Raw genomic sequence first — 20,391 nt, 5'->3', positions numbered from 1 at the left:
CAGTGAAATATCAGGCGGCGGCCCGTACTTCACCGACGAATGTGCGCCACAACCGGGCGTATCGCCCGTCCGCGGCAAGCAGTTCGTCATGGGTGCCGTCCTCGATGACACGGCCGTGGTCGAGCAGGACGACACGGTCGGCGCGCGAGGCCGTGGTCAGCCGGTGCGCGACGACGAGCGTGGTGCGCCGCACCGCCAGCCGGTCGGCGGCCTGGTTGACCAGCCCTTCCGTGGCCAGGTCGAGCGCGGCCGTCGCCTCGTCCAGCAGCAGGATGTCGGGATCGACGAGCTCGGCCCGGGCCAGCGCTATCAGCTGCCGCTGCCCTGCGGACAGGTTGCGGCCGCGTTCGCTGACCAGGTGCAGATAGCCGCCGTCGAGCGTCGCGATCATCTCGTGCGCGCCGACCGACCGGGCCGCGGCCTCGACCTCCGCGTCCGTCGCGTCCATCCGTCCGTACGCGATGGAGTCGCGCACCGTTCCGGCGAACAGGTAGGGCTCCTGCGGTACGACGCCCAGCCGCTGCCGGTAGGCCGTCATGTCCAGTTCGCGGATGTCGGTGCCGTCGACAAGGACACCGCCGCCGGTCGGGTCGTAGAACCGGGCGACCAGCTTGACCAGCGTGGACTTGCCCGCGCCCGTCTCGCCGACGAAGGCGACCGTCTGCCCGGCCGGGATGTGCAGGTCCACGCCGCTCAGCGCCTCGGCGCCGTCCCCGTACCGGAAGTGCACGTCCTTGAAGGTGATCTCACCGCGCAGCGACGGGACGGCCAGCGGCCGGGCCGCGGCCGGGGTGGTGCTCGGCACCCGCAGCAGTTCACGGATCCGGCCGAGCGACACCGACGCCTGCTGGTAGCCGTCGAAGACCTGCGACAGCTGCTGCACCGGCGCGAAGAACAGATCGATGTAGAGCAGGTACGCGACGAGCGCGCCCGCGGTCAGGGTGCCCGCGCCGACCCGCTGGGCGCCGACGATCAGCACCAGCGCGGCCGCGCCGCTGGACAGCAGCTGGACGAACGGGAAGTACACCGAGATCAGGAACTGTCCGCGCACCCGGGCTTCGCGGTACGCGCTGCTGCGCTCCGCGAACCGGACGGCGCCGACGCGCTCACGGCGGAACGCCTGCACGATACGCAGCCCGGCGACGTTCTCCTGCAGGTCCGCGTTGACGACGCCGACGCGTTCACGGGCCAGTTCGTACGCCCGGACGGACTTGCGCCGGAACACCCAGGTGGCCAGGACGAGCGGCGGGAGCGTCGCGAACACCAGCAGCGCCAGCTGGACGTCCAGGGCGAGCAGCGCGACCAGGATGCCGAAGAAGGTGAGCACGCTGACCAGGGCGGTGACCAGTCCGGTCTGCAGGAATGTCGACAGGGCGTCGACATCCGTGGTCATCCGCGTCATGATCCGGCCGGTCAGCTCACGCTCGTAGTAGTCGAGCCCGAGCCGGTGCAGATGCGAGAAGATCTTCACCCGCAGCGTGTAGAGGACGCGCTCGCCGGTCCTGCCGGTCAGCCGCGCCGATCCCCACTGCGCCGCCCACTGCACGACGACGATCACCAGGCCGGCGGCCGAGGCCGCCCAGACCGCGCCGAGCGCGGCCTCCCGGACACCGGAGTCGATGCCGTGCCTGATCAGCACCGGCAGCATCAGTCCGGCGATGGCGTCCGCCGCCACCAGCAGCAGGCTGAACAGCAGCGGGGTGCGGAAGCCGCGCAGCAGGCTGCGCAGCCCGAACTCCTCGTCGACGATGCGGGCCTGCGCCTCGTCCACGTCGGGTGTGTCGGTGGCGGGTGGCAGCGCTGCCACCTTCGCGAGCAGATCGGGCGAGGCCGGCATCCCGGCCATCGCGGCGGCCATGCCGGCGGGTCCACCCGCCGCCGGAACGATGGGAGCCGGGGCGGCTCCGTTCTCCCGTGCCTTCCCCGTAGCGGGCCCGTCAGCGGGGTGCGGTTCCCTGGGCCACAGCTCTGCCGTCACGCTGTCGGACACTGTGGATCCGTTGATCCTGCCCGTTCCGTTGAACCGGTCGGACCCGTTGAGCCTCTCGGACCCGTGAGCCTCTTCGGATCCGGGTGCGGTGGCGGTGCGCTCCGCAAGTCCGGTCGCGGCGCCCTCGCCCGACCAGGCGGCGGCGAGCACACCGGCCGGGTCGGCGGTGACGACGTCCGCGCCGAGCGCGTCCGGGTCGGTCAACAGCTTGCGGAAGAGCGCGGAGCGCTCCTCCAGCTCGTCATGGGTGCCGATGTCCGCCAGCCGGCCGTCCTCCAGGACGGCGATCCGGTCGGCGAGCGCCAGCGTCGAGCGGCGGTGGGCGATCAGCAGCGTCGTCCGGCCGGTCACGACCTCGCGCAGCGCGTCGAAGATCTCCGCCTCGACCTGGGCGTCGACCGCCGAGGTCGCGTCGTCCAGGAGCAGCAACCGCGGGTCGGTCAGGATCGCGCGGGCGAGGGCGACGCGCTGCCGCTGGCCGCCGGACAGGGTCAGGCCCTGTTCGCCGACCACGGTGTCGTAGCCCTCGGGGAGCGCCTCGATGAACTCGTGGGCCTGCGCCGCGCGGGTCGCGGCGAGCACCTGCTCATCGGTGGCGTCCGGGTGTCCGTAGGCGATGTTGGAGCGCACGGTGTCGGAGAACAGGAAGCTGTCCTCGGGCACCATGCCGATGGCGCCGCGCAGCGAGTCGAAGGTGAGGTCGCGGACGTCCTCGCCGCCGATCCGCACCGCGCCGCCGGTGGCGTCGTAGAAGCGCGGCAGCAGCAGCGAGACGGTGGACTTCCCGGAGCCCGAGGCACCGACGACGGCGACGGTCTCACCGGGCTCGACGCGCAGCGAGAAGTCGGCCAGCACCGGCCGCTCGGGGTCGTAGCCGAAGGTGACGTGGTCGAACTCGACGGTGGCCGCGCCCTCGGGCAGCGTCCGGGTGCCCTCCTCCAGCGTCGGCTCGGTGTCGATCAGCTCCAGGACGCGCTCGACGCCGGCCCGTGCCTGCTGTCCGACGGTCAGCATCATGGTCAGCATCCGCACCGGGCCGGTGAGCTGCGCGAGGTACGTGGAGAACGCGACGAACGTGCCGAGCGTGATCTGCCCGCGGGTCGCCATCCATCCGCCGAGCGCCAGCATGCCCACCTGGCCGATCGAGGGCACGGCCTGGAGGGCCGGGCTGTAGCGCGCGTTCAGCCGGATCGTGCGGAGCCGGCCGGCGAACAGCTTCTTGCTGACGCCCTCCAGCTTGTCCATCTCCTGCTGCTCCTGGCCGAAGCCCTTCACCACGCGGACGCCGGTGACGGACCCGTCGACGATGCCCGCGACGGCGGCAGCCTGCCCCTGGGCGTACCAGGTGGCGGGGAAGAGCCGCTTACGGCTGCGGTCGGCGATGAACCACAAGGCGGGGGCGACGGCCAGCGCGACGAGGGTGAGGAGCGGGGAGAGCGTGAGCATCACGATCAGGGACAGCACGAACAGCAGCACGTTGCCGATCATCATCGGCAGCATGAAGAGCAGGCCCTGGATGAGCTGCAGGTCGCTGGTGGCCCTGCCGACCACCTGGCCGGTGTCCAGCTCGTCCTGCCGCCGGCCGTCCAGCCGGGTCAGCGAGCGGAACATGTCGCTGCGCAGGTCGTGCTGCACATCGAGGGCGAGCCGGCCGCCGTAGAAGCGCCGCACATACGTCAGGACGTAGACGGCGACGGCCGCGACCACCAGCACGATCGCCCAGGGCAGCAGCGGACGGTCGTGCGCGAGCACCACGTCGTCGATGATCAGCTTCGGCACCAGTGGGACGAGCGCGGTGACGGCCATCCCGCCCAGTGACGCGCCCAACGCCAGCAGTACGTTGCGGCGGTACCGCCAGCAATAGCCGACCAACCGCCGCAACCAGCCCTGCTCCGGCTCAACCTTCGCCGATGTCACCCGGGTCCTCCCACTGATCCACGACTACCCGACGCTGCAACGCGCTGGCGTGCGAATTTCATCCTGCTGCAACAAACCGCAGCCAAAGAGGGGCCAAGGTCTCACTCCTCTCGGGCGATGGACCTAAGCCTTGCCGGAGCCGGGCGGCCCGCTCCCGGCGGAGCGGGCGGCCGGTCAGCTCCCTATGAGATGGGTGGGGGCGAACATCCGCAGGTGCGCCGGGAGGACGACGACGGAGGGGCCCGGGGTGGCCAGCGCCGCCGCGAGGTCGTCGCGGAGGGTGTCGGGCGTGGTGGCGGTGGCCGGGACCCCGAAGGACTCGGCGAGGGCGACGAAGTCCGGGCGGGCCAGCTCGGTGGCGGTGGCCTGGCCGAAGGCGTCGGTCATGTACTCGCGCAGGATGCCGTAACCGCCGTCGTCCACGATGAGCCAGGTGACGGGCAGGCCGTACTGCCGCGCGGTGGCCAGCTCGGCGATGGAGTACATGGCTCCGCCGTCCCCCGAGACGGCCAGGACCGGCCGCGTGGGATCGGCGGCGGCCGCGCCGAGGGCGGCGGGAAAGCCGTAGCCGAGGCCGCCGGCACCCTGCGCCGAGTGCATGGTGTTCGGGTGCCGGGCGTCGAAGGCGGACCAGGCCCAGTAACCGAGGATCGTCATGTCCCAGCAGCTGGGCGAGGTGTCGGGCAGGGCGTCGCGGACCGCGGCCAGCAACTGCTGCTCCAGGCCCAGGTCCTGGCCGGCGATCCGGTCACCGACGAGCGCCAGGACTTCGGCGACGGCCTTGGCGGCCTCCTCGTCCGGGCGCGGCACCGTCAGGTCGCACAGGGCGGCCAGCGAGAGCCGGGCGTCGCCGTGAATGCCGAGGGCCGGGTGGTTGGACTCCAGCTTCCCGAGGTCCGCCTCGATCTGGATCACCCGGCCGCGGGGGCGGAACGTGTGATAGTTCGAGGAGAGTTCGCCGAGGCCGGAGCCGACGACGAGCAGCACGTCGGCAGCTTCGAGGAAGTCGGTGGTGTGCCGGTCCTCGATCCAGGACTGCAGCGACAGCGGGTGCTCCCAGGGGAACGCGCCCTTGCCGCCGAACGTCGAGGCGACCGGGGCGTCGAGCTGCTCGGCCAGCGCGAGAAGCTCCCCGGCCGCGCCGGACCGTACGACGCCGCCGCCGGCCAGGATGGCCGGCCGCTGTGCCCCGGACAGCAGCCGGGCCGCCTCGGTGATCAGTTCGGCGCGCGGCTCCAGCGGGCGGGGCACCGCACGCAGCGCGGTGACGAGCGGGACGCCGGTGCCGGCGAGCAGCACGTCCTGCGGGATCTCCACCCACACCGGTCCGTACGGCGCGGTGAGCGCGGACTCCCAGGCCTCGGCGAGCGCCGAGGGGATCTGCGAGGCGGTGCGGACCGTGTGCACGGACTTGACCACGTAGCGGAACGACGCCTTCTGGTCGCGCAGTTCATGCAGGTACCCGTGGCGTCCGCCGCCGAGTCCGGCGGTCGGGACCTGGCTGCTGATGGCCAGCACGGGCGCGGAGGCGGCGGCGGACTCCTGGAGCGCGGCGAGCGTCATCAGCGCGCCGGGGCCGGTGGAGACCAGCAGTGGGGCGACGCCGCCGGTGACCCGGGCGTACGCGTCGGCGGCGAAGCCCGCGTTGTTCTCGACGCGCAGCCCCACGTAGCTGAGCGTCGAGCGGCGCAGCGCGTCGAAGGTGCCGAGGGCGTGCTGCCCGGGCAGCCCGAAGACCGTGGTCGCGCCGAGCGCGGCCAGGGATTCGACGACGAGGTCGCCGCCGTTGCGGGCCGTCACTTGGCGCTCTGGCGGGCCGCGGAGATCTGCCGGGACATGATCGTGGTCAGCTCGTACGCCGTGTGGGAGGCCGCGACGGAGGTGATCTCCGCGTGGTCGTACGCGGGGGCGACCTCGACCACGTCGGCGGAGACCAGGTGGCAGGAGGAGAGCCCGCGGATGATCTCCAGCAGTTCACGGGAGGTGAGGCCGCCGGCCTCCGGGGTGCCGGTGCCCGGGGCGTGCGCCGGGTCCAGGACGTCGATGTCGATGGAGATGTACAGCGGCCGGTCGCCGATGCGCTCGCGCAGCTGCTGCGCGACCTCGTCGACACCGCGGCGCATGACGTCCGCCGAGGTGACGATGCCGAAGCCCATCTTCTCGTCGTCGTCCAGGTCCTTCTTGCCGTACAGCGGGCCGCGGGTGCCGACGTGGGAGAGCGCCTCGGTGTCGAGGATGCCCTCCTCGACGGCGCGGCGGAACGGGGTGCCGTGGGTGTACTCGGCGCCGAAGTACGTGTCCCACGTGTCCAGGTGCGCGTCGAAGTGGAGCAGGGCGACAGGCCCGTGCTTGCGGGCGACCGAGCGCAGCAGCGGCAGCGCGATGGTGTGGTCGCCACCGAGGGTCATCAGGCGGGCGCCGGTGTCGAGCAGATCGTCGGCGGCGGCCTGGATGGTTTCGACGGCCTCGTTGATGTTGAACGGGTTGGCGGCGATGTCGCCCGCGTCCGCGACCTGGGCGAGCGCGAACGGCGAGGCGTCCTGCGCCGGGTTGTACGGGCGCAGCAGCCGGGAGGCCTCACGGATGGCGTTGCCGCCGAAGCGGGCGCCGGGACGGTACGAGACCCCGCTGTCGAACGGCACACCGACCACGGCGACGTCCGCGGTGCCGACCTCGTCCAGCCGGGGCAGCCGGGCGAACGTGGCGGGGCCGGCGTACCGCGGGATGCGGGACGAGTCGATCGGTCCACGCGGTTCGTTGCTGCTCATCGGGGTGCCTTCTTTCGCGTTACTCGTGGTGCTTCGGTGTGATTCGAGTGTCCCCCGGCTCGCTGACAAGCGGGCCGGGGCTGTGGATAACTTCGGTTCGGCCCGGTCCGGGGACCGGGACGACCCTGTGCCGGGACCGGTTCAGCCCTGTGCGGGCACCGGTTCCGCGACGGCCGGGACGGTGGCGCCGCGGCCCGCGAGCCGCTCGCGCCAGGCCGCCAGGACGGCCGCGTCGGTCGGCTTCGTGGCCAGGCTCACCACGGCGTACGTGGCGAGCGAGGCCAGCAGGCCGTAGTCGACAGCCATGGGCTCTCCTCCGTCCGAAGCGCTTCACTGAATGCGGGCGATTCCGGGGATGACCCTAGGTGGCTGAAAGATGTCGCTGAAGTGTACGTTTCCTCCATTCGACGTCACTCCAGTGGATGGACCGCACATGCCGAGTCTGGCGCCGCCCACTCCCCCAGTACCGCTCGCCGATCTGCTGGCCCGCGCGGACCTGGGACTTCGGCAGGTCGCGGGTCCGCGCGAGGACATCCCCGTCCACTGGGTGCACACCAGTGAGATGGAAGACCCGGTTCCGTATCTGCTGGGCGGCGAGCTGCTGCTGACCGCCGGGGTGCACTTCCCATCGGCGGGCGACACCACGAGGCGACGGGAAACGCGCCCGGCCGACGCCGACGGCGGCCCCACCGATGACCTCGGCGTCGACCAGGCCGGTGGCGGTGTCGACGACGCCTATCTCGACCACTACGTGGCACGCGCCGTGGAGGCAGGTGCCGCGGCGCTCGGCTTCGGGCTCGCACCCGTCTACGAGGAGACGCCCCGCGCCCTCGTGGAGGCGTGCGACCGGTACGGCCTGCCTTTGGTGGAGGTTCCGCCGCAAACCCCGTTCACCGCGGTCGCCCGGGCTGTCTGGCAGGCGATGGCCGAGGCCCGCCATCGCGAGCTGCGCCGGGTCACCGAGGCCCAGCAGTCCCTGGCCTCCGCCGCCGCCCGCCCCGAGCCGGTGCCCGCCGTGCTGCGTCAGCTCGCCCACCATCTGGGCGGCTGGGCGGCCCTCCTCGGCCCCGGCGGCGGGGAGCTGTACGGGGCGGGCACCCGCCCCGGGCCGCCGGTCCGCACGGCGCTCGGCCGGCTGGCGCAGGTGGTCAGGCCGCTGCCGGGCGACCGGGCGCAGACCGTCCAGGCTCCGTCCTCGGCCACCGACACCGTCGCCGGCGCGCATCTGGCGGCCTACGCGCTGGCCGGGAGCGCTCCCGGCGAGGGCCTGGTGCTGGCGGTCGCGGCGGGGCGGCGCGATCCGGCCGACAACGCGCTCACCGGGGTCGCCACCGTGCTGCTCTCGTTGCTCACCGGCCCTTACCAGGGCACGGCCGACACCGACCGCTCCGCCGCCCTGGTGCGGCTGCTGCTCGGCGCGCGCCCCGAGGACGTCGCGCCCCTGCTGACCGCTCCCACCCGGCCTGCCGCCGAGACCGGCGGCGAGGCGGAAGCCGTCGCGGCGACCGGGCCGCGCTGGATCGTGGTGCACGGGCACCACCGCGGCTCCGGCCCCACCCGCGGCGAGGCGGCACCGCTGGCCGCCGCCGCTCTGGCGGCCGCGCTCGGCACCGCGCTGGTCGACGCGGACGGGGTCGCCGCCGTCCGGGCCCTGCTGCCCGCCGACCGCCGGATCTCCGCGCAGCCGGGCTGGACGCTCGGGGTCAGCGCCCCGGCGTCCACGGCGGAACTCGCCGCCGCCGACGCCCAGGCGGCGGGTGCGCTGCGCCGGGCCGTCGCGAACCGCTCCGAGCTGGCCCGGCACCGCGGCGGCGGCGCGGGCATGACGGCGCTCGTGGCGCCCGAGGAGGCGCGCGCCCAGGCCCGCGCCCTGCTGGAACCGCTACTGGACTCCCCCGCCCTCGTGGAGACCCTGCGCGCCTGGCTGGCGCTGCACGGCAGCTGGGACCGCAGCGCCGTGGCACTGGAAGTGCATCGCAACACGGTCCGGCAGCGCATCGCGCGGACCGCCGCGCTGCTCGACGCGGACCTGGACGACCCCGATACCCGCATGGACCTCTGGTTCGCCCTGCGCTGGCTCTGAGCAGCGACGACGTCGGCGGCGACGCTGTCAGCGGCATCGGGCCCACGCCGGGACCGACACACGGCCGGGCCCGTGCCGAGGCTGGAACCGGTGCCCGGAGGAGCGTCGTCGACAGCCGGCGGAAAGCCGGTCCAGGATCCCTCCGAGGGTCACACATCGGTGCCGATCACCCTCGCCCCCTACGCCCGTGCGGCCAGGCGCGACAATGAGACACATGCCCCATGACACGACGCCGTCCCGCCAGTCCCTCGCCGAGCACCTCATACGCACCCGCATCGCGGGTGACGTGGCCACGAGCCGCGAGAACAACCTGGATCACTACCGTGAGCTCGCCGAGGGGAACCGCTACTACTGGTTGGGCCTGGAACTCGGCGAGCGCTGGACGGATCCGCGGGCCGTGCTGGAGCTGATGGTGGAACGCTGCGGGGTCGTCGCCAACCCGAAGCACCGCAGGGGCCAGGACACCATCGACGCGGAACTGACGATCGACGCGCTGGACCGGATGGCCGTCGAGCTGCGCAAGGCGGCGGAATCCCGGGCCCGCGTGCTGTTCGCCACCGGTCACCCGGCCGGCATGTTCGCCGTCCACCAGGCGCTCGCCGCCGCGCTGCGCGACGCGGGCTGCGAGATCCTGCTGCCCGCGGACCGGCTGTACGCCGACAACGGCGAGATCCGGCACATCGGTGGCGTGTCCGTCCTGCACCGCGGCGGAAACCTCATGCACACCCACTCCCCCGACCCCATGCGGGAGGTGCTGGACGCCATGGAGCACGAGGGCCAGGAGCCCGATCTCGTCGTCGCCGACCACGGGTGGGCGGGCTTCGCAGGCAGCCAGGGCATCGACACGGTCGGGTTCGCGGACTGCAACGATCCCGCGCTGTTCGTCGGTGAGGCCGAGGGCGACCTGACGGTGACGGTCCCCCTGGACGACAACGTGCCGCCCCACCTGTACGACCCGCTCACCGCCTACCTGCTGGCCGCCGCAGGCCTCGAAGCACGGATCTGAGCCCGGCGCGGGCACGCGGCCTACCTCCGCGCAGCGGATCCGGACTCTGCGGATCCGGAGTCTCTGGTTACGATCGCAGAGGGGCTTCAGAAGGCAGGCGCAAGTTGATCCATGTAGCGATCGTCGACGACGAGGCGCTGGTCAGGGTCGCCCTGCGGCGGATTCTGGAGACCGCGGGAGACATCGCGGTGGTCGTCGACTGCGACGGCCGGGACGCGGTGGCCACCATCGAGGCGGCCGGACCCGACCTCGTGCTGCTGGACGCCGTGATGCCGGCACCGGACGGGCTCACGGTCCTGCGGGAGCTGCGCGCCCTGCCGCGGCCGCCCGCCGTCGCGATGCTCACGGCGTTCGACACCAGCGCGTACATCAGTGCCGCGATGCGGGAGGGCGCCACCGGCTTCCTCCTCAAGGACACGGCCGTGGGCACGCTGATCGACGCCGTGCGGGTGCTCGCCTCCGGCGGGACGGTCTTCACGCCGACCGTCAGCCGTACGGTCGTGCACGGCTACCTCGGGGCAGGGGCCGGGACGGGCCTCGACAACCCCGGCGGTGCGGACGCCGTCGCCCTGGGCCTGCTCACCACCCGCGAGCGCGAAGTCCTCGTCCTCGTGGCGGCGGGTCTGCCGAACTCCGACATCGCCGCACGGCTGGGGATCACGGTCGCCACCGTCAAGGACCATGTGCGCGCGGTGCTGCGGAAGCTGGACGCGCCCAACCGGGTCGCCGCGGCCGTGCTCGCCCACCGCGCGGGACTCGCCCCGGCCGTGGAGCGGACGTGAGACTGCGGCCGGCCGTCCTCGATGCCGCCCTGATCGCCCTCTCCGCGACCGAGGTGTGGGCGACGCGGTCGATGGGCGGCTCCCTCTCGCTCGCCGTCGCGTGCACCGCGACGGCCGCTCTCCTGGTGCGCCGGCGGTTTCCGCTGCTCGCCTTCGCGGCGACACTGCCCGCGCTCTCGCTCGGGTACGTGTGGCTGGCGCCGATGGCCGCGCTCTACCAGGTCGCCTCCGGCGGGACGGGCCGCACGGCGCCGGACGCAAACGGCAGCACCAGGTCCCGCCCCCGTGTCACGCCCCGCATGTGGGTCATCGGCGGCTGCGCCGCGGCCGTGGCCGTGGTCTCCTTCGTCCCCTGGCCGTGGCTCGGCACGATCGACTGGGAGCCGGCGCCCACGATCCTGGCGCTGCTGCTCTCCGCCCTGCTGGCCACCGCCCCCACGGCCCTCGGGCTGCTCAGCTCCTCCCGGCGGGAGCTGGCGGCCCGGCTCGCCGAGCTGGCCGCGAGCCGGGAACGCGAAGCGCGGCTCGCCGCCGAGCAGGCCGTCGTCCAGGAGCGCGCCCGGCTCGCCCGCGAGATGCACGACACGGTCGCGCACCACATCAGCCTCATCGCGGTGCAGTCCGGCGCGCTGGAGGTCACCGCGCGGAGCCAGGAGGCCCGCGACGCGGCCGGAGCGGTGCGCGAGCTGAGCCGGGACGCGCTGGACGAACTGCGTCGCATGGTCGGCCTGCTGCGGCTTCCCGTGACGAACGCGTCCGGCTCGTCGGACCCGGCGGACACGGCGGGCCGGGCGGCGCCGGCCGGACCCGGACTGGCCGAGTTGCCGGCGCTGCTGGCGACGGCGGGCCCCACGGTGCGGGGCCGGGTCGACGCGGGAGGCTGCCCGGCGCCCGTCGGGCACGCCGCCTACCGGATCGTGCAGGAGTCGCTGACCAACGTGCGCAAGCACGCGACGGGCGCGGAGACGGAAGTCGACGTACGGCTGACCGGGGGGCGGCTCCTGGTCAGCGTCCGCAACGGCCCGCCAGGTGAGCGGCCCGGTCCGCTGCTGCCCTCCGGCGGCCACGGCCTCGCCGGCCTGCGCGAACGTGCCGCCCAGCTGGGCGGCACCCTCGACGCGGGCGCGCAACCCGACGGCGGCTTCCTGGTGCGGGCCGTCCTCCCCGCCGCGTAAGGCTGCAGCTAGGGCGTGTTTCGAAAGCCCCGCCTGGCACGCGCCCTCGCCGCGTTGTCGGGCTCGTCCACGTACGACCAGTACGAGGACGACCCTCCGCCTTGCGAGCGCACGCACCAGACGCCGTGGGCCACGCCCTCCGGGCGAACAGCGCTACTTTCGACACACGCCCTAGACCGGGACGCGGACCACGCCCTCCTGGATCACGGACACCACGAGGCGCCCGTCCTGGGTGTAGATCCGGGCGGTGCCCAGTCCCCGGCCGCCGGACGCCGACGGGCTCTGCTGGTCGTACAGCAGCCATTCGTCGGCGCGGAAGGGCCGGTGGAACCACATGGCGTGGTCCAGGCTGGCGCCGACCACGTCGCCGACGGCCCAGCCGCCGCGCCCGTGGGCGAGGAGCACCGAGTCCAGCAGCGTCATGTCCGAGACGTACGTGGCCAGGCAGACGTGCAGCAGCGGGTCGTCCGCGAGCTTGCCCCGGGTGCGGAACCACACCTGGGAGCGCGGTTCGCGCGGGCCCTGCCCGGCGACCAGGAACGGCGGGTCCTCCGCGTACCGCAGGTCGACGGCGGCCCGCGCTTCCAGGAGACGGTCGATGACCTTGGGGTCGGGGAACTTGTCCGCGTGGGCGGGCAGCAGTTCCTCGGCGGTGGGCAGCGACTCGGGGTCCGGCGCCGGCGGCATGGGCTCCTGGTGCTCGAGCCCTTCCTCGTGCTCCTGGAAGGACGCCGACAGATGGAAGATCGGCTGCCCGTGCTGAACGGCCACCACCCTTCGGGTGGTGAAGGAGCGGCCGTCCCGGATCCGGTCCACCTGGTAGACGATCGGCGCGCCGGGGTCGCCCGGCCGCAGGAAGTACGCGTGCAGGGAGTGCGCGGCCCGGTCCTCGGGGACGGTGCGGCCCGCCGCGACCAGCGCCTGGGCGGCGACCTGGCCGCCGAACACCCGTGGCACGACCGCCGACCTGCTGATGCCGCGGAAGATGTCCTGCTCGATCCGCTCCAGATCGAGCAGATCGAGCAGGGACGTCAGCGCTGTGTTCACAGGGTCGCGCTCACAGGCCCATCGACTTGGCGATGATGGAGCGCATGACCTCGCTGGTGCCGCCGTAGATGCGGTTGACGCGGTTGTCCGCGTACAGGCGGGCGATGGGGTACTCCAGCATGTAGCCGTAGCCGCCGTGCAGCTGCAGGCACTTGTCGATGACGCGGGCCGCGACGTCGGTGCAGAACAGCTTGGCGGAGGCGGCGTCGGCGGCGGTCAGCTCACCGGCGTCGTGCGCGTCCAGGGCGCGGTCGACGACGGCCTGGGCCGCGTCCACCTCGGCCTTGCAGTCGGCGAGCACGAACTTGGTGTTCTGGAACGAGGCGACGGACTGGCCGAAGACGGTGCGGTCCTGGACGTACGCCTTGGCGAAGCCGATGGCCGCGGAGGCCTGCGCGTACGCGCCCACGGCGATGGCGATCCGCTCCTGCGGCAGGTTCTGGCCGAGGTAGGAGAAGCCCTTGCCCTCCTCGCCGAGCAGGTCCTCGACGGGCACCTTCACGTCGGTGAAGGACAGCTCGGCGGTGTCGGAGGTCTTGAGGCCGAGCTTCTCCAGCTTGCGGCCGACGGCGTAGCCCTCGGACTTCGTGTCGACGACCAGCAGCGATATGCCCGCGCGGCGGTCCTCGGGGGTGGCCGGGGCGGTCCTGGCGCAGACGATGACACGGTCGGCGTGCACGCCGCCGGTGATGAAGGTCTTGGCGCCGTTGAGGACGTAGTGCGTGCCGTCCTCGGAGAGCTTGGCGGTGGTCTTCATGCCGGCCAGGTCGGAACCGGTGCCCGGCTCGGTCATCGCGATGGCGGTCATCATGTCGCCGGAGACGAAGTCCGGGAGCCAGCGCTTCTTCTGCTCGTCGTTGCAGTAGGCCAGCAGGTACGGGAGGCAGAGGCCGGTGTGCACGCCACTGCCGCCGAAGCTGACGCCCGCGCGGGCGCACTCCTCGGTGATGACGGCCTGGAACTTGAAGCTGGTCTCGCCGGCGCCGCCGAATTCCTCGGGCACTTCGATACCGAAGACGCCCAGCTCACCGAGCTTGCGGTAGAAGTCGCGGGGGGCCTGGCCGGCCGCCAGCCACTCGTCGAAGACGGGAACGACCTCGGCGGCGATGAAGTCCCGGATCGTCTCGCGGAACGCTTCGTGGTCCTCGTTGAACACCGTACGACGCACTTCGCGCCTCCTCTGGGCCTGAGACATGGGATCCGGGACGGGGTCCGGAAAAATAAGCAAGCGCTCAGTAAGTTACTCGCCGGTCGTCCATGCTGTCCAGAGCCGTCAGTGCGCCCAGTGCCAGCCGGCGCAGCAGCGCCGCCGTGTCGTTCCGGTCCGGGAGCCCGCTGTGCGCGCCCAGGTGCGGGGTGGAGTTGAGCAGTCCGAAGACCGCGTGCACGGCGGCCCGCACCTGCGGCTCGGGCGCGGCAGGACGCACCTGCCGGACGACCTCCACCCACTGCTCGACGTACTGCCGCTGGAGCTGGCGCACCAGCTTGCGGTCGGAGTCGCGCAGCCGGTCCAGTTCGCGGTCGTGCAGGGTGATCAGCGGGCGGTCGTCGAGCGCGAAGTCGATATGGCCGCGGACCAGCGCGTCCAGTGCCCCGGCCGGGTCGTTGGCCTCGGCGACCCGGGCCTTCCCGGCCGTGAGCAGCCGGCCGCTGATACCGACGAGCAGCTCGGCGAGCATCGCGTCCTTGCCCGCGAAGTGCCGGTAGAGGCCGGGTCCGCTGATGCCGACCGCGGCCCCTATCTCGTCCACACCGACGCCATGGAATCCGCGTTCGGCGAAGAGCCGGGCGGCCTCCCGGAGGATCTGGTCGCGGCGGTTCTCGGTCGCCTTCGTGGGGTGCATGGAACGAGTCTAGACAATCCCGTTAGCGAGCGTTAACGTGAAGGTCACCACGTTAACGCTCGCTAACTTCCGGGGGCCCGACACATGGCAGCACCCGTCCTCTCCAGCGCCGCCGATCCGGCGTCGGAGACCTACCGCGCCAATGCGGCGGCGCACGCCGAACTGAGTGCGCGGCTGCGCGACAAGCTCGCCGCCGCCCGGCTCGGCGGCGGCGAGAAGGCCCGCGCCCGGCACACCGCGCGCGGCAAGCTCCTGCCCCGCGACCGGGTGGACGGGCTGCTCGACCCCGGCTCGCCCTTCCTGGAGCTCGCCCCGCTGGCCGCCGACGGGATGTACGAGGGCCAGGCCCCGGCCGCCGGCGTCGTCGCCGGTATCGGCAGGGTCTCCGGCCGTGAGGTCGTGGTCGTCGCCAACGACGCCACGGTCAAGGGCGGCACGTACTACCCCATGACGGTGAAGAAGCACCTGCGGGCGCAGGAGATCGCGCTCGACAACCGGCTGCCGTGCGTCTATCTGGTCGACTCCGGCGGCGCCTTCCTGCCCCGGCAGGACGAGGTCTTCCCGGACCGCGACCACTTCGGTCGGATCTTCTACAACCAGGCGACGATGTCGGCCCGCGGCATCCCGCAGATCGCCGCGGTGATGGGCTCGTGCACGGCCGGCGGCGCGTACGTCCCCGCCATGAGCGACGAAGCGGTGATCGTCCGCAACCAGGGCACGATCTTCCTGGGCGGGCCGCCGCTGGTGAAGGCCGCGACCGGCGAGGTCGTCACCGCCGAGGAGCTCGGCGGCGGCGAGGTGCACTCCAGGATCTCCGGCGTCACCGACCACCTGGCCGAGGACGACGCCCACGCGCTGCGCATCGTGCGGAACATCGTGTCCACCCTCGGCCCGCGGGTCCCCCGCCCCTGGGACCTCGACCCGGTCGAGGAACCCGCCGTCGACCCCGCAGGGCTCACCGGCGCGGTGCCCGTCGACTCCCGCACCCCGTACGACGTGCGCGAGGTCATCGCCAGGATCGTCGACGGCAGCCGTTTCGCCGAGTTCAAGGCGGAGTACGGCACGACGCTCGTCACCGGCTTCGCCCATGTGCACGGCCACCCGGTGGGCATCATCGCGAACAACGGCATCCTCTTCGCCGAATCCGCCATGAAGGGCGCGCACTTCATCGAGCTGTGCGACCAGCGCGGCATCCCGCTGCTCTTCCTGCAGAACATCTCCGGGTTCATGGTGGGCCGCCAGTACGAGGCGGGCGGCATCGCCAAGCACGGCGCCAAGATGGTCACCGCGGTGGCCTGCGCCCGGGTGCCCAAGCTGACGGTCGTCATCGGCGGCTCGTACGGCGCCGGCAACTACTCGATGTGCGGACGGGCCTATTCACCGCGCTTCCTGTGGATGTGGCCCAACGCCAAGATCTCCGTGATGGGCGGCGAACAGGCCGCGTCCGTGCTCGCCACCGTCAAGCGCGACCAGATCGAGGCGGCGGGCGGTGAGTGGGCTCCCGATGAGGAGACCGCGTTCAAGGACCCGATCAGGGCCCAGTACGACACCCAGGGCAACGCCTACTACGCGACCGCCCGGCTCTGGGACGACGGCGTGATCGACCCGCTGGAGACCCGCACGGTCCTGGGCCTCGCGCTCACCGCCTGCGCCAACGCGCCGCTGGGTGAGCCCGGCTACGGCGTCTTCCGGATGTGAGGACAGAGATGACCATGTTCGACACCGTCCTCATCGCCAACCGCGGCGAGATCGCCGTCCGGGTGATCCGCACGCTGCGGCGCCTCGGCGTGCGCTCGGCCGCCGTGTTCAGCGACGCCGACGCCGACGCCCGGCACGTCCGCGAGGCCGACACCGCGGTCCGCATCGAGAACTACCTCTCCATCGACGAGCAGTTGCGCGCGGCCGCCCGAACCGGGGCGCAGGCCGTCCACCCCGGCTACGGCTTCCTCGCGGAGAACGCCGCCTTCGCTCAGGCCTGCACCGACGCGGGGCTCGTCTTCATCGGACCGCCGGCCTCGGCGATCCAGCTGATGGGTGACAAGATCCGCGCCAAGGCGACCGTCCTGGAGGCCGGTGTCCCGGTCGTCCCGGGCTCGTCCGGCAGCGGTCTCACCGACACCCAACTCATCGGCGAGGCACAGAAGATCGGCATGCCGGTCCTGCTCAAGCCGTCCGCGGGCGGCGGCGGCAAGGGCATGCGGCTGGTGCGGGACGAGACGCTGCTCGGCGACGAGATCGCCGCCGCCCGGCGCGAGGCCCGTGGTTCCTTCGGCGACGACACCCTCCTCGTCGAGCGCTGGATCGACCGGCCGCGGCACATCGAGATCCAGGTGCTGGCCGACGCCCACGGCAATGTCGTCCACCTGGGCGAGCGGGAGTGCTCGCTGCAGCGCCGGCACCAGAAGGTGATCGAGGAGGCGCCCAGCGTGCTCCTGGACGAGGCCACCCGTGCGGCGATGGGCGAGGCCGCCGTGCAGGCCGCCCGCTCCTGCGGCTATGTCGGCGCGGGCACCGTCGAGTTCATCGTCCCGGGCGCGGACCCCTCCGCGTACTGCTTCATGGAGATGAACACCCGCCTCCAGGTCGAGCATCCCGTCACCGAACTGATCACCGGCCTGGACCTCGTCGAGTGGCAGCTGCGCGTCGCCGCCGGCGAGCACCTGCCGTTCGGGCAGGAGGGCGTCACCCTCACCGGCCACGCCGTCGAGGCCCGGATCTGTGCCGAGGACCCGGCCCGCGGCTTCCTGCCCTCCGGCGGGACCGTGCTGTCGCTCCACGAACCGCAGGGCGACGGGGTCCGCACCGACTCCGGGCTCGCCGAGGGCACCGAGATCGGCAGCCTGTACGACCCGATGCTGTCCAAGGTCATCGCGTACGGGCCCGACCGCGCCACCGCGCTGCGCAAGCTGCGCGCGGCGCTGGCCAGCACCGTCACCCTGGGTGTCTCCACCAACGCGGGCTTCCTGCGGCGGCTGCTGGCCCACCCGGAGGTGGTCTCCGGAGTCCTCGACACCGGACTGGTCGAGCGCGAGGTCGGCTCGCTGATCTCACCGGACGTCCCGCCCGAGGTCTACGCGGCCGCGGCGCTGCTGCGCCAGGCCGCCCTGCTCCCCACGTCGGACGCCACCACCTGGACCGATCCGTTCTCGGCTGCCGACGGCTGGCGGCTGGGCGGCGAGCCGGCCTGGACCACCCACCATCTGCGGGTGCCCGGACACGAACCGCTGGCCGTCCGGGTCCGCGGGAACGAGGTCCGGGTGGGCGACGCCCCGGCGGTCCCCGCGCGCCTGGTCACCGACGGCGGACGCGGCGTCCTGCACTGGGACGGCGCCACCCATTCCTTCCACCACGCGGGCGCCTGGCTGGGCCGTGACGGGGACAGCTGGCACGTCGCGGACCACGACCCCGTCGCGGCCGCCCTGAGCGGCAGCGCGGGCGCCGGTGGCACCGGCGCGCTCACCGCGCCGATGCCCGGCACCGTGACCGTCGTCAAGGTCGCGACCGGGGACGAGGTGACCGCGGGCCAGAGCCTGCTGGTCGTCGAGGCGATGAAGATGGAGCACGTCATCACCGCTCCCCACGACGGCACGGTCACCGAGATCGACGTCACCCCCGGCAGCACCGTCGCCATGGACCAGGTGCTCGCCGTCGTCGCTCCCCGGGAGGAGTCATGACCAACGGTCTGCCCATGTCCGTACCGGCGTCCGGACTGCCCGCGCGGGTCAGGATCCACGAGGTCGGCGCGCGCGACGGGCTGCAGAACGAGAAGACGACCGTCCCGACGGCGGTGAAGGCCGAGTTCATCCACCGGCTGGCCGCCGCGGGCCTCGGCACGATCGAGGCGACCAGCTTCGTGCACCCCAAGTGGGTGCCCCAACTGGCCGACGCCGCCGAGCTGATGCCGCTGCTTGCCGATGTGGACGCGCATCTGCCGGTGCTGGTCCCCAACGAACGCGGTCTGGAACGCGCCCTGGCGCTCGGCGTCTCGGAGATCGCGGTTTTCGGCAGCGCGACCGAGTCGTTCGCCAAGGCCAATCTCAACCGGACCGTCGACGAGTCCCTCGCCATGTTCGAGCCGGTCGTCGCCAAGGCCCGGGAGGCCGGGGCCACCGTGCGCGGCTATCTCTCCATGTGCTTCGGCGACCCGTGGGAGGGCCCGGTCCCGGTGGAGCAGGTGGCCGCCGTCGCCCGCCGGCTGTACGACCTGGGATGCACCGAGCTGAGCCTGGGCGACACGATCGGGGTCGCCACCCCCGGCCATGTCACCGCGCTGCTCGCCGCGCTGGTGGAGCAGGGGGTCCCGACGGACCGGCTCGCCGTGCACTTCCACGACACCTACGGCCAGGCGCTGTCCAACACCCTGGCCGCCCTCCAGCGGGGGGTGACCGTCGTCGACGCCTCCGCGGGCGGCCTCGGCGGCTGCCCGTACGCGAAGAGCGCCACCGGAAACCTCGCCACAGAAGACCTCGTCTGGATGCTGAACGGCCTCGGTATCGACACCGGGGTCGACCTCGACCGCCTCACCGCCACAAGCGTGTGGATGGCGGAGCAGCTCGGGAGGCCAAGCCCCTCCCGCACCGTCCGCGCCCTCTCCCACCAGGAGCCGTAGTCATGTCGATCGATCACCGCCTCGCCCCCGAGCACGAGGAACTGCGCCGCACCGTCGAGGCGTTCGCGCACGACGTGATCGCGCCGAAGATCGGGGAGTTCTACGAGAACCATGAGTTCCCGTACGAGATCATCCGTGAGATGGGCCGGATGGGCCTGTTCGGCCTGCCCTTCCCCGAGGAGTACGGCGGCATGGGCGGCGACTATCTCGCCCTCGGCATCGTCCTCGAGGAACTCGCGCGGGTGGACTCGTCCGTCGCCATCACCCTCGAAGCGGGCGTCTCGCTGGGCGCGATGCCGATCTTCCGCTTCGGCACCGAGGAGCAGAAGCGCGAGTGGCTGCCGCGGATGTGTTCCGGGGAGATCCTGGGCGCGTTCGGGCTGACCGAGCCCGAGTGCGGTTCCGACGCCGGCGGCACGCGCACCACCGCCCGGCTGGACGAGGCGACGAACGAATGGGTGATCAACGGCACCAAGTGCTTCATCACCAACTCCGGTACCGACATCACGGGTCTGGTCACGGTCACCGCCGTCACCGGCCGCAAGGACGACGGACGACCGCTGATCTCGTCGATCATCGTGCCCTCGGGCACGCCGGGCTTCGGTGTCGCGGCTCCGTACTCCAAGGTCGGCTGGAACGCCTCGGACACCCGTGAGCTGTCGTTCTCCGACTGCCGGGTCCCGGCCGCTAACCTGCTCGGCGAGGAGGGCCGCGGCTACGCGCAGTTCCTGCGGATCCTCGACGAGGGCCGGATCGCGATCTCGGCGCTGGCCACCGGGCTGGCCCAGGGCTGCGTCGACGAGTCCCTGGCGTACGCGAAGACCCGGGAGGCGTTCGGCCGGCCGATCGGTGCGAACCAGGCGATCCAGTTCAAGCTCGCCGACATGGAGATGCGCGCCCACATGGCCCGTGTCGGCTGGCGCGACGCGGCCTCCCGGCTGGTGCGCGGCGAGCCGTTCAAGAACGAGGCGGCGATCGCCAAGCTCTACTCCTCGACGGTCGCCGTGGACAACGCCCGTGAGGCCACCCAGATCCACGGCGGATACGGCTTCATGAACGAGTACCCGGTGGCCCGTATGTGGCGGGACTCCAAGATCCTGGAGATCGGCGAGGGCACCAGCGAGGTCCAGCGGATGCTCATCGCCCGCGAGCTGGGGCTCACGGGCTGAG

The 20,391-nt window shown here is 72.5% G+C and carries 14 protein-coding genes and 1 pseudogene; 8 read left to right on the top strand and 7 right to left on the bottom strand.

Going from position 1 to position 20,391, the window contains the following annotated elements:
- Positions 1-10: 10 nt before the first annotated feature.
- The 4 genes and pseudogenes from C6N31_RS08585 to C6N31_RS08570 all read right to left on the bottom strand — a co-directional run.
- The gene (locus C6N31_RS08585) at positions 11-3,907 is read right to left on the bottom strand and encodes an ABC transporter ATP-binding protein (protein ID WP_138355063.1); all 3,897 of its coding nucleotides are present in this window, start codon (positions 3,905-3,907) and stop codon (positions 11-13) included.
- Between the two features lie 174 nt (positions 3,908-4,081).
- Positions 4,082-5,707: a thiamine pyrophosphate-binding protein gene (locus tag C6N31_RS08580; protein WP_198357339.1), complete on the bottom strand. Its 1,626-nt coding sequence runs from the start codon at positions 5,705-5,707 to the stop codon at positions 4,082-4,084.
- Positions 5,704-6,675 carry an agmatinase gene (gene speB / locus C6N31_RS08575; RefSeq protein ID WP_138355061.1) on the bottom strand — a complete coding sequence of 324 codons (972 nt, stop codon included), beginning with the start codon at positions 6,673-6,675 and terminating at the stop codon, positions 5,704-5,706. The genes C6N31_RS08580 and speB overlap by 4 nt, the downstream gene beginning before the upstream one ends.
- 141 nt (positions 6,676-6,816) lie before the next feature.
- Positions 6,817-6,975 (bottom strand): annotated as a pseudogene (locus C6N31_RS08570) (sodium:solute symporter); the annotation flags it as partial.
- 133 nt (positions 6,976-7,108) lie between these two features.
- Between C6N31_RS08570 and C6N31_RS08565 the strand changes: the two are divergent.
- From C6N31_RS08565 to C6N31_RS08550, 4 genes are all read left to right on the top strand, one after another.
- A complete protein-coding gene (locus tag C6N31_RS08565; protein ID WP_138355060.1) occupies positions 7,109-8,758 on the top strand; it encodes a PucR family transcriptional regulator in 1,650 nt (549 codons plus the stop codon).
- Positions 8,759-8,972: 214 nt separating this feature from the next.
- Positions 8,973-9,764: a phosphatase gene (locus tag C6N31_RS08560; protein WP_138355059.1), complete on the top strand. Its 792-nt coding sequence runs from the start codon at positions 8,973-8,975 to the stop codon at positions 9,762-9,764.
- 104 nt (positions 9,765-9,868) lie between these two features.
- Entirely contained in the window at positions 9,869-10,546 is a 678-nt protein-coding gene (locus C6N31_RS08555; protein WP_138355058.1) for a response regulator, read from the top strand.
- Positions 10,543-11,721 carry a sensor histidine kinase gene (locus tag C6N31_RS08550; RefSeq protein WP_138355057.1) on the top strand — a complete coding sequence of 393 codons (1,179 nt, stop codon included), beginning with the start codon at positions 10,543-10,545 and terminating at the stop codon, positions 11,719-11,721. The genes C6N31_RS08555 and C6N31_RS08550 overlap by 4 nt, the downstream gene beginning before the upstream one ends.
- A gap of 171 nt (positions 11,722-11,892) precedes the next feature.
- Here the strand turns inward: C6N31_RS08550 and tesB are convergent, their stop codons facing one another.
- The 3 genes from tesB to C6N31_RS08535 all read right to left on the bottom strand — a co-directional run bounded on the left by tesB (position 11,893) and on the right by C6N31_RS08535 (position 14,612).
- Positions 11,893-12,768 (bottom strand): acyl-CoA thioesterase II, encoded by an 876-nt coding sequence (gene tesB / locus C6N31_RS08545; RefSeq protein WP_198357338.1) that lies wholly within the window; start codon positions 12,766-12,768, stop codon positions 11,893-11,895.
- A gap of 10 nt (positions 12,769-12,778) precedes the next feature.
- Positions 12,779-13,936 (bottom strand): acyl-CoA dehydrogenase family protein, encoded by a 1,158-nt coding sequence (locus C6N31_RS08540; protein ID WP_138355055.1) that lies wholly within the window; start codon positions 13,934-13,936, stop codon positions 12,779-12,781.
- Between the two features lie 64 nt (positions 13,937-14,000).
- Positions 14,001-14,612, bottom strand: a complete 612-nt coding sequence (locus tag C6N31_RS08535) for an SACE_7040 family transcriptional regulator (RefSeq protein WP_138355054.1) — start codon at positions 14,610-14,612, stop codon at positions 14,001-14,003.
- 84 nt (positions 14,613-14,696) lie between these two features.
- Here C6N31_RS08535 and C6N31_RS08530 point away from each other — a divergent pair, with 84 nt between their 5' ends.
- From C6N31_RS08530 to C6N31_RS08515, 4 genes are read left to right on the top strand one after another with little or no spacing between them, the layout of a single operon-like run.
- Complete coding sequence (locus C6N31_RS08530; protein WP_138355053.1) at positions 14,697-16,310, top strand: carboxyl transferase domain-containing protein; 1,614 nt, start codon at positions 14,697-14,699, stop codon at positions 16,308-16,310.
- A 14-nt stretch (positions 16,311-16,324) separates the two neighbouring features.
- Positions 16,325-18,286, top strand: coding sequence for an acetyl/propionyl/methylcrotonyl-CoA carboxylase subunit alpha (locus C6N31_RS08525; RefSeq protein ID WP_198357402.1), 1,962 nt, complete (start codon positions 16,325-16,327; stop codon positions 18,284-18,286).
- Positions 18,283-19,221, top strand: a complete 939-nt coding sequence (locus C6N31_RS08520; RefSeq protein ID WP_138355052.1) for a hydroxymethylglutaryl-CoA lyase — start codon at positions 18,283-18,285, stop codon at positions 19,219-19,221. The genes C6N31_RS08525 and C6N31_RS08520 overlap by 4 nt, the downstream gene beginning before the upstream one ends.
- Before the next feature lie 2 nt (positions 19,222-19,223).
- Entirely contained in the window at positions 19,224-20,390 is a 1,167-nt protein-coding gene (locus C6N31_RS08515; RefSeq protein WP_164295410.1) for an acyl-CoA dehydrogenase family protein, read from the top strand.
- Position 20,391 lies beyond the last annotated feature (1 nt).

This window comes from Streptomyces fildesensis, from assembly GCF_016107395.1.
In the GTDB taxonomy this organism is placed as follows: domain Bacteria; phylum Actinomycetota; class Actinomycetes; order Streptomycetales; family Streptomycetaceae; genus Actinacidiphila; species Actinacidiphila fildesensis.
Note: the sequence above shows the minus strand (reverse complement) of the source record. Positions and strands in the feature narration are given on the sequence as shown.